Below are 22694 nucleotides of genomic sequence, written 5' to 3' on the forward strand. Positions count from 1 at the left end.
GGCCTGTCTCTCATGCATCATGCCTGCCTTGGGGAGAGAATGCCGGTCGAGAGCGCGACGCCCGCTGAGGTGACGACCGCGGCCGCGATCTCGAGCGAACCGATCGGTTCCCCGAGCAGGGCTGCACCGCCGAACATGGCAAGTACGGGCGTCAGAGCCGTGAAGGCGGCCGCTTGCGTGCCTCCCAGACGACGCACGGCAAAGCCATAGGCAAGCGTAGCTGCGAGGCCGGAAAGAACGCCCTGGCTCAAGACCTGGAGACCGACCTCGCCAACGGGAACGCTCGTCAGCGTGCTGCCGCAGATGGATGCCAGGACGAGGTGAATGAGAAACGACCAGACCGCAATCAGCGCACTGCCCTCCACGGCACTTAGGCCCGAGCGGCGGAACGCGTGGGTATAGATTGCCCAAAGCGTCGCGGCAGCAGGCAGCAGCATATAGCCCGTCCCGGCGGACCCATCCGATGCGCCGAGGCTGCGGACGAGCAGGATGGTGACGCCGACGACAATGGCGCCAAAGCCGATGATACGCATGCGATCGGGGCGCTCGCGGAAGAACACGACGCCGATCAACGCGGTCGCGAGCGGCATTGAGCCGCCGAGCAGAACGCCGACGGACGAAGCAGGCGTTGCGTGGATGGCGAAGGCGGCCACCTGGAAGAAGACGGCGCCCGAGCCCGCCACCATCAGGGCAAGAAGCGCCGGCGGCAGCGATTTGGGCATGAGCCCTGTCTTCAGCCAGACAGGCGCAAGCACGAGTGCCGGTATCCCGTAGCGAATGAGGCCGAGGTCGATCGTCCCGAGCGCCGTTGCGGCGGTATGCCGCGTGGCCAGAATCCAGGTCGCCCAGATCATCACGGTGATGAATGCGCCGGCATAACCGGCTGCGGCAGGCGCGGCGGAGCCGCGATCGAGTGTCAGGGCAACCATTTTCGTGTTCCTTCCCGATGGGTTTGCGAAGGGTTTCGGATCGGGAAGACACTAGCGCCGAGTGCGAGGGCATGTCCTTGCTATCTATGTCTCACACAGCGTATCTTGAGCAATGATGTGCCAATCCTCTGCAGAAGAACTACTGAATATGCCAAAACTTGATAAATTCGATATTGCCATCCTGAAGATCCTCCAGGAGGATGCGCGCGCGACCAATGTCGAGATTGCCGAGCGCGTGAACTTGTCGCCATCGCCCTGCCTGCGGCGCATTCGCAATCTGGAGAAATCGGGCGTTCTGCGCGGCTATCGCGCCGACATCGACCGCAAGGAGGTCGGCCTTGGTTTAACAGTCTTCGTCGAGATCAAAGTCGGCCATCACAGCCAGGAAAACGCACGCCGCCAGCAGGAATCGTTGCTTGCCATCCCGGAGGTGGTCTCCTGCTTTCTGATCTCCGGCAATGCCGATTTCCTGGCGGAGGTCGTGGTCGAGGACCTCTCGGCCTATGAGAGGCTCTTGACCGAAACCCTTCTGGCCCTGCCGGGCGTTACCGATATCCGATCGAACTTCGCGATCCGGTCCATCAAGACAGGCGGTCCGCTGAAGCTGCCTTCCTTGCCATGACGTTTTTCTCGCGGCACACCGCCGCGGGAAGCGTCGTTACTCGTATTCTTTCCGCTGCTCAAAATCCTTCCAGGACGAGCTTGCCGCGCGTGCGGCCTGTCTCGATCATTTGATGCGCTTTCTTGAGTGTCGCGGCGTTGATCGGGCCGAGCGTTTCCGTCAGCGTCGTGCGGATCTTGCCGCTGTCGACCAGTTCAGCGACCCGGTTGAGGAGGTTGTGCTGCTCGATCATGTCGGGCGTTTTGAACAACGGGCGGGTAAACATCATCTCCCAGTGGGTCGATACCGCCTTGCGCTTGAATGGCATGACATCGAGCATCGGAAGATCGTCGATGAGGGCGAAGCGCCCCTGCGGTGCGATCAGCTTGACGATCTCGCCGATATGCTTGTCGGTATTGGTGGTCGAGAACACAAAGGCGGGTGCACCAAGCGCAAGCTGCTCGATCTCGTCGGCAAGCGGCCGGCTGTGGTCGAGAACTTGGTGAGCGCCGAGCGTCAGTGCCCAGTCGCGGGTTTCGGGCCGAGAGGCGGTTGCGATCACGGTGAGGTTCGTCAATGCGCGCAGCAATTGTATCGCGATCGATCCGACGCCGCCTGCGCCGCCTATGATCAACACGGCATTGGCGGCGCCCGGCACCGGATCAGTGATCTTGAGACGGTCGAACAACGTTTCCCAGGCGGTGATCGCTGTCAACGGGAGCGCCGCGGCCGCGGCAAACGCGAGCGACGTCGGCTTTCGGCCGACGATGCGCTCGTCGACAAGATGAAACTCGGCATTGGTACCGGGTCGGTCGAGAGAACCGGCATAGAACACCTCGTCCCCTTCTTGAAATAGCGTGACTTTCGGACCGACGGCCTTGACGACGCCGGCGGCGTCCCAGCCGAGAACCTTCAATTGGTCCGGCTCCGGCTGAACGCCTGCGCGCACTTTCGCGTCGACGGGATTGACGGAGACCGCCTTGATCTCGACCAGCAGATCGCGGCCCTCTGGCGAAGGCATTGGCAGATCGATATCGATCAATGCGGTTTCCGCCGTGATCGGTTGCGGTGTCTTGTAAGCGATGGCACGCATGGAATGCTCCTTTGCAAATTGAACAGGAGCTAGGTGAGCATTATATGCCACGAGCGCAAGAATGCACAAACTTGGCCTATAGTGTCGAAAAGGATACTGTTATGTCCCGCCCTCGTGCGAAACTGACGAACACATTCCCTGGTTGTCCGGTGGAGTCGGCGCTGAGCTTCATCGATGGCAAATGGAAGGGCGTCATCCTCTATCACCTGATGGTCGAAGGCACCTTGCGCTTCAGCGAGTTGCGCCGGCGGGTGCCGAGCGTGACGCAGCGCATGTTGACCAAACAGCTTCGGGAATTGGAGGAGGCGGGCCTTCTGTCGCGTACGGTCTTTCCTGTCGTCCCGCCGCGTGTCGACTATGCGTTGACGCAGAGGGGCGAGAGCTTGAGGCCCGTGATCATGGCGCTGAAGGCCTGGGGCGACGAACACGTTTGCTGCGACACAGGTCAGATCGTGCTCAAGCCCATGGGCGATCGATCGACCGCCGCGCAAGAGCTGCCGCCCGCCTGATTCCCGCTTAGGGCCTCTGGAAACGCCGACTGCCGTGCTTATCTGTGACCTGACAAGTTTGACCGAGGTCATGGAGAAAACGACATTTCATGAAAGTCAAAGCCATCTTCAATCGGGATGGGGGAACGTTCCGCACGACGGACATGAGGGCCTACGGCAGGAGGGTGGAAGAGGTCTTTCGCGCTGCCGGACATGAGATCGAAGTCGCCGTTGTCGAGGCCGTTGACATGCGGGATATGCTGGAACGGGCCTGCCGGCGGGGCGATCTCGATGCGATCGTTGCCGGCGGCGGCGACGGCACGATTTCGGCAGCGGCTGCAGTCGCATGGAAGAACGGCATGCCACTCGGCGTCATCCCGGCTGGGACGATGAACCTTTTCGCGCGCTCGTTGAAGCTGCCGCTCGATATCTGGAGGGTGCCGGAGGTTCTTGCTCATGGCAGGATCATCAATGGCGATATCGGCAGCGCCGACGGCCGCGCCTTTGTCCATCAGTTTTCCATGGGCCTGCATGCCCGTTTGGTCCGGTATCGTGAATCCTATCGTTTCGCCTCGCGGCTTGGAAAGATCGGTGCAAGCACGCGCGCGGCGGTCGGCGTTATTTTCAACCCACCGGATTTTGAAATCGAGTTCGATGCCGACGGTCACAGGGAGCGCCGGCACGTGTCGGCGATTTCGGTGTCGAACAACCATTTCGGCCATGCCACGATGATGTACGCGGATAACGTGACGAGCGGGCATCTCGGCTTCTACACCGCGCCGCCTTTGAAGCCTGCCGGCGTCGCGAGGCTTGCCTTCGATATCCTGCGCGGCAAGTTCCGCGCGAGCCCCTTGATCACGGAGATGAGCGCCATCGCAGTCGATCTGCACTTCCCGAAGGTCGACCGAAAGATCAATTGCGTCATCGACGGCGAACTTCTGCCGATGGGGCGGGACGTGGCGCTACGCATTCATCCCGGCGAACTGAAGCTGCTGGTCGGCACGCAATGAAATGAATGCAAAGTGCTACAGCGTCCTTTTGCGCGTCTGACAGACGGGCGGCGCTGTAGAGGCTTACTGGCCTGCGACCGCGTCTTGTTCGCCGATCCAGATGTAGTTGAACGCGTATCGTTGCGAATCGTGGCCGTAGAGATAGGGGAGGGCCACGGAGCGCGGATTCCTTCCCGTTTCCGGGATGCCGAATGCCTTCAAGGCGTTCTTCAGAATCTCGGGAGTAGCCAGCGCCTTGTTCTCCTCGCCGCGCCAGACCACGAGAAGGGGCCGTTTGGACATATCGGGCGCAGGCACATTCGAAAGATTGGGCATGGTGACCAAGGCATCGCGCAATTGTGTGCGGATATTGCCCGCCAATTGCTTGTCGCCCGTCAAAACGAGCGCCGGCTGTTGCCCTTCGCCCTGAGCGATGGCTTCGACAAATGCCCCATAGGGAATGTTCAGCCTCGAATAATCGCCATACCAGGGCCGCACGATCACCCGGGCCGACACGACCACGAGCGCGCCGACGGCCATGATCCCGACCAGCAGCAAAAACCGTCCGAGATAGCCGGACAAATCGATGTTCGCCGCCTCGATCTTGAGACAGAGATAGAGCGGAAGCAGGACGAGAAACAGCACGAGCCATTTCTCACGAACATGCGTTGCGCTCACGCCGAGAACGATCAGCAGCACGGCAAAGAGGCAGAGCAAAATCATGCGCCCGACGACCCGGGTCCATTGGCTTTCGGCCCGCCAGATCGCTCCAATCTTCGTGCGAAAGACGAGTCCGAAGAGGAGCAGCGTCACGACGCTGCCGCCGATGATCGCCGAGGCGAGCGCTAGGACCCCGTGGGTTGCTTGCAGGAGTCGCCCCTCCACCTCGCGTTCCTTCATCTCGTTCAACGTTCCGCTCGACGCGGAATCGAGATTCTGAAGCACCCAGTAACCGTGCGGCAAGGCAATGAGGCAGGCGACCGCAATGGCCGCGAGCACCCGCCAATCGAAGATGCGGGCGCGGAGGTCCCGCTCAGGGAGCACGGCAATGATCGCGGCGACCGGCACGAGGACGAAGTTGTACTTCGAGATCACGCCGATCCCGACGGCGGCGCCTGTAAGCAGATAGGAAGAGAGGCTCGGTCGCGTGAGTGTCAGCAGGAAGCCGTAGAGGAAAAGCGAAACGGCGAAAAGCGCAGCCACCGTGTGCGAGAGATCGCGTTGCGCCAGCAGGAAAACCGGCGGCAATGTCAGGACGCCGAGCATCGCGATCGCCGAAAGGCGCCTGTCAGTAAGAACGAGGCGCGCAGCGAGACCATAAAACAGACAGCAAAGGAAGAGGAGCCCGTTCTTGAGGACCGTCATGGCCGCAAGCGACGTGCCGAACAATTGGCCCAAGCCGTATTGCAGCCAGTTGTAAAATGGAGGCTGTGGCCCATAGCCCAGTTGCAGGAACTGCGACAGAAAAGCCTGCTCCGCCTCATCGATCTCGAGCGAATTGGAGACCGCAAGACGCAGCAGAACGCACAGCAAGAAATAACCCGAAACGGCAAGGAATACCGTGTCTGGGCGCCGATTGACGGTGTCAAGCATCGGCCTGGTCCTGCTCGAAGACCTGGCGCACGATATAGCTTGTCGTCTCGTCGTCGCGGAAATAGGCGCGGGCCATCATTTCCGAAAGGATGCCGGTGGTGATGAGTTGGATCGAGGACAGGAACAGCATCACGCCGACAATCAGCATCGGGCGGGTACCGATGTCATTGCCGAGAATGAACTTGTCGATAGCCAGATAGAAGAGGATGAGTGCGCTCAAGCCGCCGGTCGCAAGCCCGATGGATCCGAAAAAGTGGCCCGGGCGCGCCTTGTAGCGCATGAAGAAGAGTACGGCCAGGAGGTCGAGTATCACGCGGAACGTGCGCGAGATGCCATACTTCGACGCGCCGAAGTGGCGGGCGTGATGGGTGACCGGCATCTCGCCGATCCGGCTACTGGGCACGACACCGGCGACCCACGCCGGGATGAAGCGGTGCATTTCGCCCATCAGCTTGACTTGCTTGATGATCGAGGCGCGATAGACCTTCAGGCTGCAACCATAGTCATGGAGCCTCACTCCGGTGATCTTGCCGATCAGCCGGTTGGCACACCATGAGGGAATTTTTCTGAGCAGCAGGCCGTCCCGGCGGTTCTTTCTCCACCCGACGAGCAGGTCCAGTTGGCGTTCTTCGATCGCCGCGACCATGCGCGGAATGTCAGCGGGGTCATTCTGCAGGTCGCCGTCAAGCGTCGCGATCAGTCGTCCGGACGCCGCGTCGATACCGGCCTGCATGGCGGCGGTCTGACCGAAATTCTTCTGCAGTTCAATAATCTTCAGCCTCAAGTCCGGACGAAAAAGCTCGGCGCGGGCATTGGCAAGCGTACGATCGGTACTGCCGTCATCCACAAGGATCAGTTCCCACGACTGGCTGAAGGCGGTCATTGCGTCGCGGATCCGTGCGACAAGCGGCCCGACACTGTCCTCTTCGTTGAACACGGGGACGACGACGGACAGCTCGATGGCCTCGATTGTGTCGGCAAGAGCCGTCATGGGTTCTTCAGTGTGGTTCAAGGATGATCTCCGGCGTACTGTCGCAGGTTTTCTTGCACAGTTAACGGTGATAACCAACGTCGAATCGCTTGGTTCAGCACAGGAAATCGGCATCGGATGAATTCGGACTGGCAGTTCAGTCGGCGATCGTGGCTTGCACGCAACCGCATGGTGCTGATTTCCGTGGCCGCGATCGCGGCTTACGCGATCTTCGTCGAATGGGTCTGGGGCTGGCCGACCCTGATGCGCCAGTGGGCCGAAATCGGAATCTGGTCGGTGCTTGCCGCGCTCGGCTTGCTGATCTCCACCTACTTCATCCGCTGCTTTCGCATCTACGATTATTTTCCGGAGCATACCGCAGGCCGGTTCCTGCCCCTGTTCCGCGTCACCCAGGTCCACAATCTGCTCAACATCATGTTGCCGTTTCGAGCAGGTGAAACGAGCTTTCCCCTGCTGATGCGCTCCGAATTCGGGGTGCCGCTCGTGCACGGCACCTCGGCGCTCCTCGTCATGCGGCTGCTCGATCTGCATGCCTTGCTGACGGTCGCCGCGATCGGCCTTGTGATCGAGAGGAGTGATGCATTGATCGGCTGGCTGGTCTGGACACTCGCTTTCATCTCGCCGCTCGCCTTCTTTCTCCTGAAGGGAAAGGTTCTCGCTTTTGTGCGGCGCGTGGCGCCAGCGAAGTTCACGACCGCGCTGGATGAAGTGGAGGCAGGCCTACCGGACAACGTTTCGGGCTTCCTGCGTGCATGGGCGATGACGACGCTGAACTGGGGCGTCAAGGTGGTGGTTCTCGCCTGGGTGCTCGCCATCATGGGGGTAGGGCCGCTTGCCGCGTGCTTCGGCGGTGCCCTTGGCGGCGAGCTCTCCTCGGTCCTGCCGGTTCATGCCCCGGCGGGGGTCGGCACCTATCCGGCTGCGATTGCCGCCGGGGCGATCTCCTTCGGAGCGCCTGGCGATCGCGCCGCCTTGGAGCTGCTGGGCCGGGCCAGCGTCAACGCACACCTGCTCGTCATCGTGTCGGCTGTCGCCGGCACGATGCTCTCACTCCTGTTGCGGCGAAAATCGTGATCTACTGGAACGAGGTTTCGTAGAAGCTTCTGAGCTTGCGCGAATGCAACTTCTCGGGCGGCATGGCCGCGAGCTTCTGCAAAGCCAGGATGCCGATCTTCAGGTGCTGGCTGACCTGCGTGCGGTAAAAGGCGCTCGCCATGCCGGGCAGCTTCAATTCGCCGTGCAGCGGCTTGTCCGATACGCAAAGCAGCGTGCCGTAAGGGACGCGGAAGCGGAAGCCGTTGGCCGCGATCGTCGCCGACTCCATGTCGAGCGCGATCGCGCGCGCCTGGGACAGGCGTTTGACCGGGCCGCGCTGGTCGCGCAGTTCCCAGTTGCGGTTGTCGATCGTCGCGACTGTGCCGGTGCGCATGATCTGTTTGAGGTCGTAGCCCTTGTAACCCGTCACCTCCGCAACGGCGTCCTGCAACGCAACCTGCACTTCCGCGAGCGCCGGCAGCGGAATCCAGACCGGCAGATCGTCGTCGAGCACGTGATCCTCGCGCATATAGGCATGCGCCAGCACATAGTCACCGAGGCGCTGGCTGTTTCTAAGGCCGGCGCAATGACCGAGCATCAGCCAGACATGCGGGCGCAGCACCGCGATGTGGTCGGTGATCGTCTTGGCGTTGGACGGGCCGACGCCGATGTTGACCATGCTGATGCCGCCGTGCCCCTTCTTCTTCAGGTGATAGGCAGGCATCTGGGGCAGGCGGGCGAGCGTGTAGTCGGCATCCGGCCTGTCGGCGCCTGCGGGTGTCACGATGTTGCCGGGTTCGACGAAGGCAGTGTAACCGTTACCGCCCTCCGCCATCTGCTGGCGGGCCCAGGCGCAAAACTCGTCGACATAAAACTGATAGTTCGTGAAGAGCACGAAGTTCTGGAAATGCGTCGGGCTGGTCGCCGTGTAGTGGCTGAGGCGGGCCAGCGAATAATCGATGCGCTGCCCGGTAAACGGGGCAAGCGGCGAGGGTTGACCGGGCCCCGGTTCATAGGACCCATTGGCGATCTCGTCGTCGGTCGTCGTCAGGTCAGGCGCGTCGAACAGGTCGCGCAACGGAATGTCGATGGTCTCGGCGGCCGACGCCTCGACATGAGCGCCCTCGCCGAAGGCGAAATGCAACGGTATCGGTGTCGACGATTCGGATACGGTGACACCCACGCCGTGGTTGCGCATCAGGTGCCCGAGCTGCTCCTTCAGATAGTGGCGAAAGAGCCTTGGTCGGGTGATCGTCGTCGTGTAGACGCCGGGTGCGCTGACATATCCGAAGGAAAGCCTGGAATCGACATGGCCGAAGCTGCTCGTTTCGATGCTGACCTGCGGATAGCAGGCACGGAACCGCGTGAGCGGTGCGTCGCTCTTTCCAAGCCCTTCGAAAGCCTCGCAGAGGAAGCGGGTGTTGCGTTCGTAAAGCGCTTTCAGGCAATCGACGGCCTCGGCCGGATCCTCGAAAAGTTGCGGCTCGAATGGTTCAGGGGTTGCGGTGGAGAGAACGGAGTTTGAAGAGATTCGTTTGTTCATGTCGCATTATAGGCAGCGTGTCCTGACAAGCAAACGACAAGATTGGAGCGGGATCCGGAAATTTGTGGAGTCGTCTTCCGCCGCGGCCTTGCTTTAACTATCTGGAATCGAACGCCGATTGGATCGCGATCCGTCCGGTCCTTCCGTTCCCACTTGCCGGAATCAGCGCGGCCCGGCGAGAATGATCACACTGCCGGCGATCGCCACCGCGACGCCGGTCATGTCCCAGCGGTCCGGGCGCACACCCTCTGCCAGCCAGAGCCAAACGAGCGAAGTGGCGATATAAACGCCGCCATAGGCGGCATAGGCGCGGCCCGCGGCAGCCGAATCGATCATCGTCAGGAGCCAGGCAAAAAGCGCGAGCGAGCCCATGCCGGGCGCAAGCCACCAGATGGACTTGCCGAGTTTGAGCCATGCCCAGAAGGCAAAGCATCCAGCGATTTCGGCAAGAGCGGCGGCGAGATAGATTGCGAATGCAGGCATGTTCCAAATCCTTTCCGCGGAAAAGGACCGAAATTTCAATCCATGTGCAAGTGGGAGACGGGGCGCGAGCCTACTGCATGTTTCCTAAAACCTAGCCGATTTAAGGACAAAAACATGCAGCAATTCAAAGTGCCACAGCGTTCTTTGCGCGCCTGACAAGACGCGCGGCGCTGTAGACGTCAACTCATCGCCTGGCGCTGAAGAGTCACGAAGAGGACGAGGCCGGCACCGTTTTTGCCGATGCCGAAGCCCGCGGCCTTGGTGTAGGCGACCTCTCCGATCGGCGCCATCAGCAGGCTCGTGAGTATCAGGACCCGGAGCGAGAGAATGGCGGAAGTGGTGAGAGCGGCCATTTTCGGTTCCTTTGGAGCAATTCCAGGAAAAGCGAGTGGCGGTTTTCCGTCCGGAATTGCGTAGTTTCAAGGATCTAGAGCTTGGCTTGGCAATATTGGGCCGTGTGGGCGGTGCAGTCGGTGAGCGAGCCGAGATAGGTGCTTTGGCGACGGCGCTGCGTATCGGCACTGACCGCGGCAGCGAGCGTCATTGCGAAGACAACCATCAGGACGCTGATGATGGTGAGGCGCCGAGCGAGAATATCCATGGTTCTGTCCGTTGGCTGGAGGCACGTTAAGATCGATTGATTGCCTTTTCTCACAACCAAACTGAATTGTTGCTGAGATCTCCGTTCATCTCCGGTTCATCTTCGTGAATTGTTGCAGCCTTGTCTCCGGCAGCGGGCATGCCTACGTCTTAGTCCGCGCAACCTCAGGAGAAACAGGATGACTGCTCCGATCGAGCTCTATTACTGGCCGACCCCCAACGGGTGGAAGATCACGATCATGCTGGAGGAACTCGGCGTTCCCTACGTGGTCAAGTACATCAATATCGGGCGAGGCGAACAGTTCGCTCCGGATTTCCTGAAGATCGCACCCAATAACCGAATGCCGGCGATCATCGATCCCGATGGCCCGGGCGGCCAGCCGATCTCGGTGTTCGAGTCGGGGGCGATCCTGCAATATCTCGGCCGTAAGTACGGGAAGTTCTATCCGGCTGACGAGCGATCCCGCGTCGAGGTCGATCAATGGCTCTTCTGGCAGATGGGCGGCCTCGGTCCCATGGCGGGCCAGGCCCATCATTTCCGCCAATATGCGCCCGAGAAGATCGAATACGCGATCAATCGATACACCAACGAGGCGAACCGTCTCTATGGCGTGATGAACAATCGCCTCGCCGATCGGCCGTTCCTGGCCGGCGACTACTCGATTGCCGACATGGCCTGTATCGGCTGGGTGATCCCGCACGAGAATCAGGGACAGGATCTGAACGATTTCCCGTATCTCAAGCGCTGGTTCGAGGCGGTGCTTGCGCGGCCCGCCGTTCAGAGGGCGATCGAAGTGGGTAAGGAAGAGCGCGCCCGACAGAAGAGCCTCGCCGAGGACCAGGAGGCGCAGAAGATCCTGTTTGGGCAGCGTGCCCGTTGAAACGAGAAACAAGGGGCAGCCGCGACAAGCGGTGCCCCTCGCGGTTTCCTGGCTGTTACAGACGCGTCCAGATCTGCGATTTGCAAAGAACCTTCAGCAGGCAGCCTTTCATCTTCAGCGAATTGCCATTGACGGCGCCAGACCCGCTATAGGTCTTGTCGCTTTCCGGATCGGTGATTTCGCCGCTGTAGCTGCCGTCGGTTCCGCTCAGATTGCCGATGCGCTTGCCCGCGTACTTTCCGGTTTTCAGAGTCACGCAGTAAGCGCCGCCGCATGGTGCGATTTCGGCCGTGGCGCCACTCGCCGTCTTCCAGTTGCCGACGATCGGTTCTGCGGCAAGGACCGAGCCTGCGGTGCCGCAGGCAATGGCCGCAGCGACGAGCAATGTGCGAATCATTCAATTCCTCCCGATAAGAAAGTCGGCCGGCATAGTACCGTGCGCGGGCCCGACTGGAACTCCTTCTGTCAAGCGGTCTCCCACCGCCCGCGACGAACCTATCTTACGCGCACGTAAAGGTAAATATCTGCCGCCCTGCCGGATCGCTGGTCTGCTCGGGTCCCCGGAGCCGACGATAGGAAGCGAAAATCGATGCGTGGCCGGTGGATGCTGCTTGTGTGGTTAGCGATTGGTTGAAATCCGCGGCTGAATATTTCGTAAATTTTGATGCAAATGCGCGCTGTTCCAGGCGATCCGATGCTTAATGAAAACTCAAGTTTACCAAGCGTTTGAACTTTGTTTGCGTCAAATTAAGCATGCATTTTAAGCGAGCGTTGAAGGCCATTTGGCATACTCGGACCCATAAGACGAGCGGGTAGAACAACCCGCCGAACCGCCGAAAGCGACACTGCAAAAGACGGTGCTCTTTCGGAAAGCCCGCAAGAGGCACGGAGTGAACAGGGACCAATAAATGCTGATCTGGAGCAAGGCCCGCCTGAGAGGGAGGGCCGCTTCAGCCGGATCAACCAGGCAGGACAGGGACAAGACAATGGCACGCTTTGATATGCAAATCGCTTCGGACGCCGCGATGGGCGGCGAAAACCGCGCGGACACGCTTTGTGAAATGGGCCTAGCCTATGCGACGGGCCGTGGCCGGCCGGTCGATCTCGTCGCTGCCCACAAGTGGCTCAACATTGCCGCCATCAAGGGGTCCGACCGCGCTGCGGACTTGCGCGCCGACCTCGCGGCAACCATGAGCAAGACCGATCTTGCCGCCGCGCTGCGTGCCGCACGCGAATGGATGACGGTACACTGAACACGCATGCGGGCTCGCCGTTCGTCCAAGCGCCCAAAAGCCTAGCGAACGCTCCCTCAGGGTCCTTTTGCGCGTCCGACAAGGTGCGCGCCGCAGTATCAGCTATCGGCTGCCAGGCTCCGGAGAACGGCGGGCAGGGCTGCTTCGAGCAGGTCCATTTCAGCTTCCGGTCCGGTGCTGACCCGAATGCAGCGATTGAGCGGGGCAACGCCCGGCATGCGGATGAAAACGCCATGGTCGCTCATCAGCCGGTCGACGATCGCCCGCGCATAGGTCGCGTCCCGTCCGCAGTCGATGGCCACGAAATTTGTGGCTGATGGCAATGGCTGCAGCCCGTTGTCACGCGCAATTGCGGAGATTCGGTCACGCGACGCCCCTATTCTCACAATGACTTCCTTGAGATAACGCCGGTCGGCGAGGGCTGCAATCGCTGCGGCGACCCCGACACGGTTCATCCCGAAGTGATTGCGGATCTTGTCAAACGCCGCGGCCGTGCCGGGCGTCGAAAGCGCGTAACCGACGCGCGACCCGGCAAGTCCATAGGCCTTGGAAAAAGTGCGCGTGCGTATGACGTTCGGCTTGTCGATCAAGCTGGTGATCGCGGGTATCGACTCGGGCGGTGCCGTTTCGCTGTAGGCTTCGTCGAGGACCAGGAGCGTCGTTTCCGGCAGTGCATTTGCGAATTCAACGATTCGATCGGCCGGCCACCAGCTCCCCATCGGGTTGTCGGGGTTCGCGAAGTAGACGAGCGGTGCATTCTCGCGCTTCACTGCGGCAAGCAACCCGTCGAGGTCTTCTCGATCGTCGGCATAGGGAACCGTGACCAGACGCCCGCCGTGCCCGGCGACATGATAGTTGAATGTCGGATAGGCTCCGAACGAGGTCACGACCGGCATGCCGGGCTCGATGATGAGGCGGACGATCTGGCCGAGCAGGCCGTCGATGCCTTCGCCGATCGCAATGTTGGCGGAAGAGATTCCGAGATGCCCGGCGAGGGCCTGTTTCAGTTCGTAACTTTCGGGATCGGCATATTTCCAGGTTTCTCCTGCCGCTTGCTGCATGGCGAGCAGCACCGAATTTGCCGGGCCGAATCCGCTTTCGTTGGCGCCGATGCGCGCCGCAACTTTGCGGCCGCGCTGGCGCTCGATCGCTTCAGGTCCGACGAAGGGAATGGTTGCTGGCAAAGACTGGACAAGCGGTGTGAAGCGGGAGAATGCGGACATGCGAGAAGCTGGACTCCGTGGAACAAAACGCAGCGGAACTTATCGCATATGTGCAAGAACCGGAATCGATTTTGCTGAAAGTCGACCTGCCTGCCTGCTTGCTTTGTCAGTGTGTCACTCGACGAAGCCCCAGTTGACAGACGCGGGACGACGCGAAGCCGATGCCGGGTTGGAATAGGTCTTCTTTTCTTGCCCGGTGAAAAATTCGTGGCGCACGATTTCGTGCAGGAATGCCTCGTCGATCGTCTTGATGAATTGCACGCCGATGCGCTCTCCCTTGCGGTAGACCTCGGCGCATCCGATGCGAAATCTCGTACCGACAATATGGAGATAGTAGTGCTGCGACAGTCCGATTGTAGTGGTCACGGAAAAGCTCGCGCCGCCCCGGGATATGTCGATCATTTTGCAGGCGCGTATCGAGACGCCGCCGAGAGCCGGTCGCACCGACATCAGCGTGCCAGCCTGGCCGATCGAAAAGCGCTCGTATTTCCGCTCGTAAAGCGGCGAGGGGACGAGCGAATACATGGTCGACTGCAGCATGCGTCATACTCCGGAAGCGCCGCATGAAGCAGCGATTGTGATTCCACGAAGTCCGGACAAGTCATTTGCCGGTGCCTTCCAAAGCTTGCATGGGCAGGAAGGCTTCCTATCAGTATCCAGTGGGAAACTTGCAATCCCTTGAAAGCAATCGATAAGAATCTAATGAGCTTGCTTATTTGAACCCTGATGCCGGCGGTCTTCTAATCACGATGATTTTAGGTCGGATCGACCTAAAATCATGAACGTGATCGATTCTAATAAGTTGGAGCGGGATGCGGGCGGAAAACCGCACACACTTTTCCTCATCCCGCTCTAAACGCCACCGCTGGAAAACTGCAGGCGGATCAGTCGGCGCAGAAAATCTTGGGCAAGCAGCATATTGAAGCGCACGCCTAGCTCCGTGCCGCTGCGATGGACCTCGGCGCAGCCGATCTCCTCTTTGAAGCCGTCGATCTCCAGAAAGAAGTGCTTCGGCAGCATGATCGCGGCATTGAAGTCGAGCATTGCGCCGCCAATCGAGATATGCCGAAGCAGGCATTGATACTTGGTCTTCGCCTTCAGTTGCTTGCCGATGACAAGGATGCGGCACGGGCGCTCGATGAAATAATGCTGGTACACGGCCGCGGACTGGCCGGGCTTTGCTTGCGCGACATGCATGATCATCGACATCGCAGCCTCCGAAAATGCCGTTTCCTCTGTCCACCACGCGGATGCCGTTACTTCGGCGGAATCACCGCCCTCGACGGGTGGCTATCTTCCGCGCATGGACTTGCTTCGGCCTTGCGAAGGCGGTGTTATTGCGATTGTCCGGACCGTGGCGAGGACGAACATCGTCTCATTGGCAAATCATCTGTTTGCTGGGCCGGCGACTCGCGTGTGCAACCTCCGGCCCCTGTGCGCATCGCCGACAATGGCGCCGCCCGAAGCGCTGCCGGCGGATGAAAATCGTGTGATTTCCTGAAATCTGACAAAAAAATCTTGCATTGATGGCGCGGTGACACTAGTCAGGCGCTAACGGAGAGGTGGCCGAGTGGTCGAAGGCGCTCCCCTGCTAAGGGAGTATACCGGAAACGGTATCGAGGGTTCGAATCCCTTCTTCTCCGCCATCAACTCATCCCAAGGATATTGATAGACACTCACGCGGCCTTGATTTGCCGCGTTTTTTGTTGCTTCTAGTCTCCTATCGGTTCCCATCGATCTCGACTGCTACCCGCGCATTTGTGGGTATCTTTGTGGGTACCGGAATCGGAAAATGTGGGTATCAGGGCGCATGAGTGCTTTAACGGACAAGCAGATCAAGAACGCAAAGAAAGAGGAAAAGGACTACAAGCTCGCCGACGGCGGCGGACTTAACCTTTTCGTTCTCCGCACCGGCACAAAATCATGGCGGCTGCGGTATCGCTTCGACGGTAAGGAAAAGACGCTCGTCATCGGAAACTATCCCGACGTGTCGCTCGCCGACGCGCGGGCGGAGAGGGAGAGTGCCAAGGAGACGCTGAAAGCCGGACGTGACCCCAGCGTCGTCAAGAAGGTCGAAAAGCTCATTGGCAAGAAACAGACGGCAGACACCTTTGAGGTTATTGCCCGAGAGTGGCACGATCTCCAAAAGCCTCACTGGGTCCCAAAGCACGCGGCCGACGTTCTGGACTCGCTAGTCAAGGACGTATTCCCGATCATAGGCAAGATGCCGATCCGCGACATCGATGCGCCGACCGTGCTGGCAGTTCTCCGGTTGGTGGAGAAGCGGGACGCAAAGGAAACTGCGCGACGAATCCGGCAGCGGCTTTCATCCATCTTCGTGTACGCCATCGCATCAGGCAGGGCGACACAAGATCCAGCCGCGGTCGTACGTGAGGCGTTGGCGCCCATGAAGAAGGGGCGGCAGCCCGCCATTACAGATATCGACAAGGCCCGCGAAATGCTGCTGGCGGCATGGTCTACTCCGGCGCATCCTGTGACGAAGCTCGGACTGCGGATGCTGGTGCTGACCGCAGTACGCCCCGGCACGCTGATCTCCACGCCCTGGACAGAGTGGAACGTTCTCGACGAGGATGATCCGGTTTGGGTGATACCGGCGGCCCGCATGAAGCTCAAGCTGCAGCATAAGGATGACGAAAACCGCGATCACCTCGTTCCGATGCCCAGCCAGGCGATGGAAACCATGAGGGTTCTGCGTTCACTCACAGGGAGGGGTCCGTTCGTCTTGCCGAACGGCCGTCACGCGCACAAACACATGTCTGAAAATGGTCTCGGCTACCTTTTGAACCGCGCCGGGTACCATCACAAGCACGTGCCGCACGGGTTCCGCTCCACGTTCTCAACGGTGATGAATGAACGTTATCCTGTCGATCGCGCGATAATCGACCTGATGCTCGCCCATACGCCGAAGGACAAGGTGGAGGGCGCCTATAACCGCGCCGAGCACATCGAGCGCCGCAAAGAGCTCGCGCAGCTTTGGGCGGACATCATTTTGAAGGACATGCCATCAGCCGAGGAACTGCTTCACGGACCGCGGAAGAACCTCAAGCAAGTAGAGGCTGTAACTTTAGAGCCAAGAGCCAGACGGCGAGGATCAGCGTCGCCGCTACAATGACTCGAGCTTGCGGCCGCGCCGCTTCTTGCAAGTGGCGTAGCCTAATTTTGCTCATGGCGGTCTCCCGCGAGCTCGTGTTTCCTCAGCCGCAGCGCCGTCAGGAAGGTTTCGACAATGATGATGCCGGATAGGCCGGTCACGAAGCCGCTCACGCCGGCAGCCTGGTCCGGCGGTATGTCGATTGTGCCGAAGGCCCATTGGAAAAGCGGCACCCCCACCGGCGACAGGAAGAAGGCCGTCGTTGCTCCGACGAAGAGGCGACGAAAGCCGCTCATGACGCCGGTCCACTCAAGGGCGACCGACACCGCCGAGCCGGCGATGCCAGCGATGGCGACCTCGCCCTTGCCGCTGCTGATGGCCCAATCCCACGCCTTGGACACAAAGTCCCAAAAGGTCATTTCTGGACTCACTTCTTGACCGAGCGCAGGATTGTGTTGCCGCCCATGTAGAGCCCGCAATAGGTCATGAAGATCGTCACGAACGAGGCGAAATCGACGATCAGCGTGATTGTCGTGTGCGCGCCGAGCGCCGCCAGCAGGGCGTTGAGCAAAGGAACGATCATCACGTACCATGCGACACAGACGAGCATCAGCCACATGCCGGCCGGGCGCCACATCCAGCCGAAATTGCTCTGTTTGTCCATCTCGGCAAGATACAGGCGGTTCGTCTCGCGCTGGCTCGCAGTGTAGGCCTGGATGATTTCCGGAGCGCGTGTCTCCACGTCGGCCACCGCCGCCTCGAGCTCCTTGGCAGGAACGCTCGGCAAAGCCTCCGGGGCGACCCCTGCGCTTTCCGCGATTGCATCAATCACTGCGCCACCGACCTCGCCAGCGGCACCGCCAACATGCTTTTCAAGGATGCCCTTGACGATGGGTGCTCCGACCTTTGCGGCGGCGAGAATGATGGAGGTGACGATCACGCTCATGCCGCTGCCTTTCCATAAGCTTCCGCCCGGGCATCGGCCGCCCGCTTGCGTGTGATCATCACGACGGCGCCGATCGCCAGGAAGAGGAAGAGGGCCCCGAAGAGCAACAGTGCCGTCGTGTCGGCTGCTGCCGGGGCGACAAGCGGGGCGCCACTGGAAGCCGCTGCGCCGCCGGCTGCCGTCTTAGCCTTGCTGCTGGCTGCCGCAGCGCTTTGCTTTGCCGCATGCGCTTCCTTGGCCGCTTCAGCCTTGATCCGGCTCTCCGTCGCGCCCATGGCAGCGAGCGCCATGGCAACGCCTTTGACCTCGATATCAGCGACGCGCCGGCCCCAGCCCTTGCCGAAGGTTTTCCAGATCGTGAGCGACTGCATGAATGACAGCCGGGCTCGGCAGATGCGCTTGACCGTTTCGGAATGGTCATTGCTGCCGACCGAGGCGAGCAGCCACTTGCGACCGCGCGAGACACCGGAATTAACCGAGGCGTCATAGACGGCAAGATCGACTCCGGCGAAAAGATTGGAGGCGCCACAGGCTTCCCAAAACTCGCTGCGATAGAATTTCAGCGCCTGCGCCTTGGTGATATTCCTCACCGGCGTCCGCTTCATCTTCATTTTGTCCTGGTATTCGTGCCACCGCGTCTCGGTGACCCCGTACATCGTCTTGCCGCCGGGATCGTCTTTGTGGTCGCTCCAGCCGCCTTCATGGCCGGCTGTGATCGGGTGACACTCGTCAAATCTGTCGCTCATGAGGGGCAGCTCCAAGGAGGGGCCGCACTCATGCGCGAAGTTGATCTTCAATATCACGCGCCAGTTATTGCAACAATCCAGCAATTCCAGTATTTAGGCATGTGACTGCGCATGAGTGCTGACCCCCATCAACCGGAGTTATGCACTCATGTCTCAGACAGTTGTCGCCTTCGGCGATGCTAAGGCCCAAAAGAAGTGGTCTGGCGCGCTTTTCATCGACATTACGAAGAAAAGCTATTTCGACCGCAAATTCATCGGCACCTCTGACGAGTTCTGCATCCAGCGCCTGACCGATCTCGAATCGGAAGCCGGCGACACGATCTCGTTCGACCTGTCTATCCAGCTTCGCAACAAGCCCACCTACGGCGACCAGCGACTCGAGGGCAAGGAAGAAAACCTGAAATTCTTCACGGATCAGGTTTTCATCGATCAGATGCGCCACGGCGTTTCCGCCGGCGGCAAGATGAGCCGCAAGCGCACCGCCCACAACATGCGCCAGATCGGCAAGAACCGCCTTTCCGACTATTGGTCGAAGTTCAACGACCAGATGCTGTTCATCTATCTTTCGGGTGCTCGCGGCATCAACGAGGACTTCATCGAGGACACCACCTGGGCGGGCCACGCCGGCAATCCGATCCAGGCACCGGACAGCGGTCACATCATCTACGGCGGCGATGCCACCAGCAAGGCGAGCCTCGACGCCACGGACAAGATGAGCCGTGCCGTTATCGAGCGCGCGCAGGTCCATGCCCGCATGATGTCGGCCAAGGACCCGAAGAACGCGAACATGATGCCGCTGATGATCAACGGCGAGTCGCACTACATCTGCGTCATGAACCCGTTCCAGGAACATGACCTGCGCAACTCGGATCAGGGCGGCTGGCTCGAAATCCAGAAAGCGGCTGCGACGGCGGAAGGCAAGGCGAACCCGATATTCAAGGGCGGGCTCGGCATGATCAACAACACCGTTCTCCACAGCCATGAATGGGCGATCCGCTTCACCGACTACGGTGCGGGCAACAATGTCCATGCCGGCCGCGCTCTGTTCATGGGCCGGCAGGCAGGCGTCATTGCGTACGGCTCCACTGGTGGCCTCCGCTACACGTGGACGGAAGAGACCAAGGACCACGGCAACGAGCCTGTCGTCGCTTCCGGCGTGATCGATGGCGTCAAGAAGACGCGGTTCAACAGCCGCGACTACGGTGTGATCTCGATCGACACCGCCGCGAAGGACCCGAACGCCGCCTGATGACAGGCCGCAAGGCGGCGTGATTTTTGCGCCGCCTTCTCCGACTAGCTTCAACCAAGGGAACCGCCCATGTCTGTCATTCAGAGTAACTATGCGAAGGGAATTATCGCCCTCGCGTATCCCTCCATCGCCGGCGCCGCCACGGCAGTGCGCTTTGCTCATCAACTTTCCGCCGCACCTTCCGCAGGCGACATCCTTGAACTTGCCATGATCCCGGCCGGCACGCGCGTCGTCGAAATGATCCTCGATTCCGACGATCTCGACACCAACGGCACGCCGACGCTCACGATGGATGTCGGTCTCATGAGCGGCTCGTTCGGTGACGAGGACCAAGCACGTACCTGCGGCGCGGAGTTCTTCTCCGGCTCTAGCGTCGCTCAGGCTGGCGGCAGCGAACGACCGTCGCTCAAGACCGCGTTCCGGACTGGTAAGTCCAACGTTGACCGGTCGATCGGCATCAAATTCCCCAATGCCGCCGCCACCTTCGCCGCAGGCACGATCGGCCTGACTGTGATCGTCTCGACCGAGTAAGCGGCATAAGTTTGCACCGTTGCAGACAGAGGGGGCCGCGCGCCCCCTTTTATTCAGGAGAAGAGACTTGAGCGACACACAGCAACTCATCGAATGCACCGCCGGCTACGCCGAAACGTCCGTCATGGGCACTGATTACCAGTTCAGCCGCGACGCCTATGGGCGCTTCGTCGCCGAAGTCCACAACATCCGGCACCGCGAATGCCTTCTGTCGGTGATCCACTACAAGGCTGTTCCTGACGTTCCGGAACTGCTGCCTCAGTCCGATCTTGGGCTTGGTGGCCAGACCGGCGGGGAAGCCCTGCGCGATGATGGACCTACGGTGGAACAATACGTCGCCGCTGGCTATCAGGCCGTGAACTACCCGCCAGATGGCTATGCATCGCGCAGCACGGCGGAGGAGATCGAAGCTGCGATTGCCGCTCAGTCCTCGGCTAGCAACGTCACCAATACCGGTAACGAAGATTCGCAGGGCGAAGCCCAGCAGGGCGAGCAGACCGGAGGCGAAGAAGGCCAAGAGGGAGGCGAAGGCGAGCAGGGCGAGGTTCAGCAGATCACTCTCGGCCTCGGCGGCGAAGAGGCACCGGGCGGAGAGCCTGCCGCAACGGCTGCCGCACAGCTGGCCGATCAACAGCAGAACAACCGCCGCAGGAAGTAAACCATGCCAAAGGCGAGCGAGTTGATGGCGCTGGCTGCGATCCAGCTTCTGGACGAGGACCACATCCGTTGGACGCTCGCCGAGCTGGCCGGTTGGATCAACGAGGGCGTCAAGGCGATTGTGTTGGCGAAGCCTTCTGCCGCTTCAATGACGGCTGCGCTGCAGCTCGGGCAGGGGACGCGCCAGGCGCTTCCTGCCGACATTGACGGCAAAGCCCCCATCCAGCTTCTCGGGGTCAATCGCAACCTCGCATCAACCGCCACGCCCCGGCTTGGCTTGCGGGCGATCCGGACAGCCGCGCGCGACCAGATCGACGCCCAGGAGCCGAACTGGCATAACCGTTCCTACGTGCCCTATCGGAAGGAAGCCCGGCAAGTCGTCTTCGACGAACAAGTTCCGACCGAGTTCTATGTCTATCCGGGCAATGACGGTACCGGCATCGTCGAAGTGGCGTTTTCATACGTGCCGACGCCGGTGACGCTCGCCGAAGGGGCAGATGCGGAGCTGCTCGAGTCCTGGGCGATCGACGTCGGCTTGCCGGAGCCCTACAGCGTCCCGCTGCTCGACTACGTACTCTACCGGTGCCACTCCAAGGATGACACCGCGGCGGACACGGTCAAGGCACAGAGTCACTACCAGCTTTTCGCCGCGGCGGTCGGGATCAAGGTGCAGGTCGAAGGCGCCAACAATCCGAACAGGAGGCGCTGATCATGGTAGCGATGACCGACATCGACGACTTTCTGCCGCAGGTCCTGCTCCACGCTCCGAACTGCTCTGATATCGTTGCCTACCGCTTCATCCGTGAGGCTGCCAGAGAGTTTTGCGACCGCACGCAGGCATGGCGCGAAAGCGAAAGCATGACAGTCATCGCGCCGGACGGCGAGGCGGTAAGCACGGTCAGCGATGCGGAAATCATCCTGATCCAGCGCGCCGAGCTGGACGGCACGCCACTCAAACCGCAGACGGTTGCTTGGCTCGATGACAACGAGCCGGGTTGGGAAACAACGACCGACACGGGTACGGCGCGCTACATCACTCAGACCGCGCCGAACACTGTCTCGGTCGTACCGAAGCAATCTGGCTTTCTCACCATGCGCTTGGTGCTAAAGCCGTCCCTGTCGGCGCTGACGCTGCCCAAATTCCTCCTCGATCAATGGGGAGTCGAGATTGGCAAAGGCGCCGCTGGTCGCGTTCTTCTGCTGCCGGGCAACGAAAACGCTGCCTTCGGTCAGGCGCTTCTCACAGAGTTCAACGCATGCCTCGGCACTGAGGCCATTCGCGCCGCGAAAGGGCAGCAGGGCGCGCGTCTGCGCACAAAAGGGAGTTACTTGTAATGGCACTCAGCACCTATGCAGCGAACGCGGTGATCAACCTACTACTGCGCGGGGTTGCCTTTACTGCCCCGGCGCGCGTTTACGTTTCTCTCCATACCGCAGCGCCCGGGAACACTGGCGCGAACGAAGTCACCACCGTTCAATGGCCGTCCTACGCACGCCAGGACCCGGCACAGGGCGGCGCCGTCGCCAGCGGCTTCCTCGCTTCGACGGCGAAGGCTACGGAAAATCTGCTGGAGTTGCTTTTCGCCAACTACAACGGCGCCGGCACGTTGACGGTCACGCATTTCGCAATTTGGGATGCGGCGACCGCCGGAAACTGCCTTTGGACTGGTTCACTGACCGCATCCAAGACGTTGCAACCCGACGACGAGGCCATCACCTATCCCGGCGACCTCGATCTCTCGGTAGCCTAA

Annotated in this window: 29 protein-coding genes and 1 tRNA gene; 15 read left to right on the forward strand and 15 right to left on the reverse strand. The window is 60.5% G+C overall.

Annotated features, from left to right (window positions below; genetic code table 11):
* Positions 1–17: 17 nt before the first annotated feature.
* Complete coding sequence (locus RB548_RS03985) at positions 18–929, reverse strand: DMT family transporter (RefSeq protein ID WP_331373741.1); 912 nt, start codon at positions 927–929, stop codon at positions 18–20.
* A gap of 148 nt (positions 930–1077) precedes the next feature.
* On the opposite strand from RB548_RS03985, the gene RB548_RS03990 reads away from it, so the two are divergent.
* Positions 1078–1551: an Lrp/AsnC family transcriptional regulator gene (locus RB548_RS03990; protein ID WP_180940533.1), complete on the forward strand. Its 474-nt coding sequence runs from the start codon at positions 1078–1080 to the stop codon at positions 1549–1551.
* 58 nt (positions 1552–1609) lie between these two features.
* Here the strand turns inward: RB548_RS03990 and RB548_RS03995 are convergent, their stop codons facing one another.
* On the reverse strand, positions 1610–2623 hold the full coding sequence (locus tag RB548_RS03995; RefSeq protein WP_331373742.1) for a zinc-binding alcohol dehydrogenase family protein: 1014 nt from the start codon (positions 2621–2623) through the stop codon (positions 1610–1612).
* Positions 2624–2724: 101 nt separating this feature from the next.
* On the opposite strand from RB548_RS03995, the gene RB548_RS04000 reads away from it, so the two are divergent.
* Both RB548_RS04000 and RB548_RS04005 read left to right on the forward strand, forming a co-directional pair.
* Positions 2725–3132, forward strand: a complete 408-nt coding sequence (locus tag RB548_RS04000) for a winged helix-turn-helix transcriptional regulator (protein ID WP_331373743.1) — start codon at positions 2725–2727, stop codon at positions 3130–3132.
* An 89-nt stretch (positions 3133–3221) separates the two neighbouring features.
* Positions 3222–4121, forward strand: coding sequence for a diacylglycerol/lipid kinase family protein (locus tag RB548_RS04005; RefSeq protein WP_331373744.1), 900 nt, complete (start codon positions 3222–3224; stop codon positions 4119–4121).
* A gap of 63 nt (positions 4122–4184) precedes the next feature.
* On the opposite strand, the gene RB548_RS04010 is transcribed toward RB548_RS04005, so the two are convergent.
* Complete coding sequence (locus RB548_RS04010) at positions 4185–5693, reverse strand: ArnT family glycosyltransferase (RefSeq protein ID WP_331373745.1); 1509 nt, start codon at positions 5691–5693, stop codon at positions 4185–4187.
* Positions 5686–6705 (reverse strand): glycosyltransferase family 2 protein, encoded by a 1020-nt coding sequence (locus RB548_RS04015; RefSeq protein ID WP_331373746.1) that lies wholly within the window; start codon positions 6703–6705, stop codon positions 5686–5688. Before RB548_RS04015 ends, RB548_RS04010 begins: the two co-directional genes overlap by 8 nt.
* 96 nt (positions 6706–6801) lie before the next feature.
* On the opposite strand from RB548_RS04015, the gene RB548_RS04020 reads away from it, so the two are divergent.
* Positions 6802–7758, forward strand: coding sequence for a lysylphosphatidylglycerol synthase domain-containing protein (locus tag RB548_RS04020; RefSeq protein WP_331373747.1), 957 nt, complete (start codon positions 6802–6804; stop codon positions 7756–7758).
* A gap of 1 nt (position 7759) precedes the next feature.
* On the opposite strand, the gene RB548_RS04025 is transcribed toward RB548_RS04020, so the two are convergent.
* The 4 genes from RB548_RS04025 to RB548_RS04040 all read right to left on the reverse strand — a co-directional run bounded on the left by RB548_RS04025 (position 7760) and on the right by RB548_RS04040 (position 10346).
* On the reverse strand, positions 7760–9262 hold the full coding sequence (locus tag RB548_RS04025) for an AMP nucleosidase (RefSeq protein WP_331373748.1): 1503 nt from the start codon (positions 9260–9262) through the stop codon (positions 7760–7762).
* A 162-nt stretch (positions 9263–9424) separates the two neighbouring features.
* Positions 9425–9745, reverse strand: coding sequence for a YnfA family protein (locus tag RB548_RS04030; protein ID WP_331373749.1), 321 nt, complete (start codon positions 9743–9745; stop codon positions 9425–9427).
* Between the two features lie 179 nt (positions 9746–9924).
* Positions 9925–10098, reverse strand: coding sequence for a hypothetical protein (locus RB548_RS04035; protein ID WP_331373750.1), 174 nt, complete (start codon positions 10096–10098; stop codon positions 9925–9927).
* A gap of 74 nt (positions 10099–10172) precedes the next feature.
* Positions 10173–10346: a hypothetical protein gene (locus tag RB548_RS04040; RefSeq protein WP_136504085.1), complete on the reverse strand. Its 174-nt coding sequence runs from the start codon at positions 10344–10346 to the stop codon at positions 10173–10175.
* Between the two features lie 178 nt (positions 10347–10524).
* Here RB548_RS04040 and RB548_RS04045 point away from each other — a divergent pair, with 178 nt between their 5' ends.
* A complete protein-coding gene (locus RB548_RS04045; protein ID WP_331373751.1) occupies positions 10525–11226 on the forward strand; it encodes a glutathione S-transferase N-terminal domain-containing protein in 702 nt (233 codons plus the stop codon).
* A gap of 55 nt (positions 11227–11281) precedes the next feature.
* Here the strand turns inward: RB548_RS04045 and RB548_RS04050 are convergent, their stop codons facing one another.
* Positions 11282–11623, reverse strand: coding sequence for a DUF2147 domain-containing protein (locus RB548_RS04050; protein WP_331373752.1), 342 nt, complete (start codon positions 11621–11623; stop codon positions 11282–11284).
* 589 nt (positions 11624–12212) lie between these two features.
* Between RB548_RS04050 and RB548_RS04055 the strand changes: the two genes are divergently transcribed.
* On the forward strand, positions 12213–12479 hold the full coding sequence (locus RB548_RS04055) for a sel1 repeat family protein (RefSeq protein ID WP_331373753.1): 267 nt from the start codon (positions 12213–12215) through the stop codon (positions 12477–12479).
* Between the two features lie 98 nt (positions 12480–12577).
* On the opposite strand, the gene RB548_RS04060 is transcribed toward RB548_RS04055, so the two are convergent.
* The 3 genes from RB548_RS04060 to RB548_RS04070 form a co-directional block, all read right to left on the reverse strand.
* Positions 12578–13702 (reverse strand): pyridoxal phosphate-dependent aminotransferase, encoded by a 1125-nt coding sequence (locus tag RB548_RS04060; RefSeq protein ID WP_331373754.1) that lies wholly within the window; start codon positions 13700–13702, stop codon positions 12578–12580.
* A 114-nt stretch (positions 13703–13816) separates the two neighbouring features.
* Complete coding sequence (locus RB548_RS04065) at positions 13817–14242, reverse strand: PilZ domain-containing protein (protein ID WP_331373755.1); 426 nt, start codon at positions 14240–14242, stop codon at positions 13817–13819.
* A 312-nt stretch (positions 14243–14554) separates the two neighbouring features.
* Positions 14555–14911 (reverse strand): PilZ domain-containing protein, encoded by a 357-nt coding sequence (locus RB548_RS04070; RefSeq protein ID WP_331373756.1) that lies wholly within the window; start codon positions 14909–14911, stop codon positions 14555–14557.
* On the opposite strand from RB548_RS04070, the gene RB548_RS04075 reads away from it, so the two are divergent.
* The 3 genes from RB548_RS04075 to RB548_RS04085 all read left to right on the forward strand — a co-directional run bounded on the left by RB548_RS04075 (position 14898) and on the right by RB548_RS04085 (position 16835).
* The gene (locus tag RB548_RS04075; protein ID WP_331373757.1) at positions 14898–15203 is read left to right on the forward strand and encodes a hypothetical protein; all 306 of its coding nucleotides are present in this window, start codon (positions 14898–14900) and stop codon (positions 15201–15203) included. The genes RB548_RS04070 and RB548_RS04075 overlap by 14 nt on opposite strands.
* 55 nt (positions 15204–15258) lie before the next feature.
* Positions 15259–15348: transfer RNA gene (locus RB548_RS04080), tRNA-Ser, on the forward strand.
* Between the two features lie 146 nt (positions 15349–15494).
* On the forward strand, positions 15495–16835 hold the full coding sequence (locus RB548_RS04085) for a tyrosine-type recombinase/integrase (RefSeq protein WP_331373758.1): 1341 nt from the start codon (positions 15495–15497) through the stop codon (positions 16833–16835).
* Positions 16836–16876: 41 nt separating this feature from the next.
* Here the strand turns inward: RB548_RS04085 and RB548_RS04090 are convergent, their stop codons facing one another.
* The 3 genes from RB548_RS04090 to RB548_RS04100 are packed head-to-tail and all read right to left on the reverse strand — an operon-like array spanning position 16877 to position 18506.
* The gene (locus RB548_RS04090) at positions 16877–17233 is read right to left on the reverse strand and encodes a hypothetical protein (RefSeq protein ID WP_331373759.1); all 357 of its coding nucleotides are present in this window, start codon (positions 17231–17233) and stop codon (positions 16877–16879) included.
* A gap of 8 nt (positions 17234–17241) precedes the next feature.
* The gene (locus RB548_RS04095; protein ID WP_331373760.1) at positions 17242–17760 is read right to left on the reverse strand and encodes a 3TM-type holin; all 519 of its coding nucleotides are present in this window, start codon (positions 17758–17760) and stop codon (positions 17242–17244) included.
* The gene (locus tag RB548_RS04100) at positions 17757–18506 is read right to left on the reverse strand and encodes a glycoside hydrolase family 108 protein (protein WP_331373761.1); all 750 of its coding nucleotides are present in this window, start codon (positions 18504–18506) and stop codon (positions 17757–17759) included. Before RB548_RS04100 ends, RB548_RS04095 begins: the two co-directional genes overlap by 4 nt.
* Positions 18507–18654: 148 nt before the next feature.
* Here RB548_RS04100 and RB548_RS04105 point away from each other — a divergent pair, with 148 nt between their 5' ends.
* The 6 genes from RB548_RS04105 to RB548_RS04130 all read left to right on the forward strand — a co-directional run bounded on the left by RB548_RS04105 (position 18655) and on the right by RB548_RS04130 (position 22694).
* Positions 18655–19755: a N4-gp56 family major capsid protein gene (locus tag RB548_RS04105; protein ID WP_331373762.1), complete on the forward strand. Its 1101-nt coding sequence runs from the start codon at positions 18655–18657 to the stop codon at positions 19753–19755.
* 69 nt (positions 19756–19824) lie between these two features.
* Positions 19825–20286: a hypothetical protein gene (locus tag RB548_RS04110; RefSeq protein ID WP_331373763.1), complete on the forward strand. Its 462-nt coding sequence runs from the start codon at positions 19825–19827 to the stop codon at positions 20284–20286.
* A gap of 67 nt (positions 20287–20353) precedes the next feature.
* Positions 20354–20944: a hypothetical protein gene (locus tag RB548_RS04115; protein ID WP_331373764.1), complete on the forward strand. Its 591-nt coding sequence runs from the start codon at positions 20354–20356 to the stop codon at positions 20942–20944.
* Positions 20945–20947: 3 nt separating this feature from the next.
* Positions 20948–21652, forward strand: coding sequence for a phage adaptor protein (locus RB548_RS04120; protein ID WP_331373765.1), 705 nt, complete (start codon positions 20948–20950; stop codon positions 21650–21652).
* Between the two features lie 2 nt (positions 21653–21654).
* Positions 21655–22278, forward strand: coding sequence for a phage adaptor protein (locus RB548_RS04125; RefSeq protein ID WP_331373766.1), 624 nt, complete (start codon positions 21655–21657; stop codon positions 22276–22278).
* Complete coding sequence (locus RB548_RS04130; protein ID WP_331373767.1) at positions 22278–22694, forward strand: phage tail fiber protein; 417 nt, start codon at positions 22278–22280, stop codon at positions 22692–22694. Before RB548_RS04125 ends, RB548_RS04130 begins: the two co-directional genes overlap by 1 nt.

Origin of the sequence: Sinorhizobium chiapasense (genome assembly GCF_036488675.1) — a bacterium.
GTDB classification, from domain to species: domain Bacteria; phylum Pseudomonadota; class Alphaproteobacteria; order Rhizobiales; family Rhizobiaceae; genus Sinorhizobium; species Sinorhizobium chiapasense.

Excerpts from the sequence above, each read along its gene's own strand:
- RB548_RS04045 (WP_331373751.1), top strand. The coding sequence starts at position 10,525 with ATGACTGCTCCGATCGAGCTCTATTACTGGCCGACCCCCAACGGGTGG.
- RB548_RS03995 (WP_331373742.1), bottom strand. The coding sequence starts at position 2,623 with ATGCGTGCCATCGCTTACAAGACACCGCAACCGATCACGGCGGAAACC.
- RB548_RS04095 (WP_331373760.1), bottom strand. The coding sequence starts at position 17,760 with ATGAGCGTGATCGTCACCTCCATCATTCTCGCCGCCGCAAAGGTCGGA.
- RB548_RS04005 (WP_331373744.1), top strand. The coding sequence starts at position 3,222 with ATGAAAGTCAAAGCCATCTTCAATCGGGATGGGGGAACGTTCCGCACG.
- RB548_RS04085 (WP_331373758.1), top strand. The coding sequence starts at position 15,495 with ATGTGGGTATCAGGGCGCATGAGTGCTTTAACGGACAAGCAGATCAAG.
- RB548_RS04070 (WP_331373756.1), bottom strand. The coding sequence starts at position 14,911 with ATGTCGATGATCATGCATGTCGCGCAAGCAAAGCCCGGCCAGTCCGCG.
- RB548_RS04120 (WP_331373765.1), top strand. The coding sequence starts at position 20,948 with ATGCCAAAGGCGAGCGAGTTGATGGCGCTGGCTGCGATCCAGCTTCTG.
- RB548_RS04000 (WP_331373743.1), top strand. The coding sequence starts at position 2,725 with ATGTCCCGCCCTCGTGCGAAACTGACGAACACATTCCCTGGTTGTCCG.
- RB548_RS04010 (WP_331373745.1), bottom strand. The coding sequence starts at position 5,693 with ATGCTTGACACCGTCAATCGGCGCCCAGACACGGTATTCCTTGCCGTT.
- RB548_RS04130 (WP_331373767.1), top strand. The coding sequence starts at position 22,278 with ATGGCACTCAGCACCTATGCAGCGAACGCGGTGATCAACCTACTACTG.
- RB548_RS03990 (WP_180940533.1), top strand. The coding sequence starts at position 1,078 with ATGCCAAAACTTGATAAATTCGATATTGCCATCCTGAAGATCCTCCAG.
- RB548_RS04090 (WP_331373759.1), bottom strand. The coding sequence starts at position 17,233 with ATGACCTTTTGGGACTTTGTGTCCAAGGCGTGGGATTGGGCCATCAGC.
- RB548_RS04040 (WP_136504085.1), bottom strand. The coding sequence starts at position 10,346 with ATGGATATTCTCGCTCGGCGCCTCACCATCATCAGCGTCCTGATGGTT.
- RB548_RS04030 (WP_331373749.1), bottom strand. The coding sequence starts at position 9,745 with ATGCCTGCATTCGCAATCTATCTCGCCGCCGCTCTTGCCGAAATCGCT.
- RB548_RS04055 (WP_331373753.1), top strand. The coding sequence starts at position 12,213 with ATGGCACGCTTTGATATGCAAATCGCTTCGGACGCCGCGATGGGCGGC.
- RB548_RS04060 (WP_331373754.1), bottom strand. The coding sequence starts at position 13,702 with ATGTCCGCATTCTCCCGCTTCACACCGCTTGTCCAGTCTTTGCCAGCA.
- RB548_RS04110 (WP_331373763.1), top strand. The coding sequence starts at position 19,825 with ATGTCTGTCATTCAGAGTAACTATGCGAAGGGAATTATCGCCCTCGCG.
- RB548_RS03985 (WP_331373741.1), bottom strand. The coding sequence starts at position 929 with ATGGTTGCCCTGACACTCGATCGCGGCTCCGCCGCGCCTGCCGCAGCC.
- RB548_RS04100 (WP_331373761.1), bottom strand. The coding sequence starts at position 18,506 with ATGAGCGACAGATTTGACGAGTGTCACCCGATCACAGCCGGCCATGAA.
- RB548_RS04020 (WP_331373747.1), top strand. The coding sequence starts at position 6,802 with ATGAATTCGGACTGGCAGTTCAGTCGGCGATCGTGGCTTGCACGCAAC.
- RB548_RS04050 (WP_331373752.1), bottom strand. The coding sequence starts at position 11,623 with ATGATTCGCACATTGCTCGTCGCTGCGGCCATTGCCTGCGGCACCGCA.
- RB548_RS04075 (WP_331373757.1), top strand. The coding sequence starts at position 14,898 with ATGATCATCGACATCGCAGCCTCCGAAAATGCCGTTTCCTCTGTCCAC.
- RB548_RS04035 (WP_331373750.1), bottom strand. The coding sequence starts at position 10,098 with ATGGCCGCTCTCACCACTTCCGCCATTCTCTCGCTCCGGGTCCTGATA.
- RB548_RS04025 (WP_331373748.1), bottom strand. The coding sequence starts at position 9,262 with ATGAACAAACGAATCTCTTCAAACTCCGTTCTCTCCACCGCAACCCCT.
- RB548_RS04105 (WP_331373762.1), top strand. The coding sequence starts at position 18,655 with ATGTCTCAGACAGTTGTCGCCTTCGGCGATGCTAAGGCCCAAAAGAAG.
- RB548_RS04125 (WP_331373766.1), top strand. The coding sequence starts at position 21,655 with ATGGTAGCGATGACCGACATCGACGACTTTCTGCCGCAGGTCCTGCTC.
- RB548_RS04065 (WP_331373755.1), bottom strand. The coding sequence starts at position 14,242 with ATGCTGCAGTCGACCATGTATTCGCTCGTCCCCTCGCCGCTTTACGAG.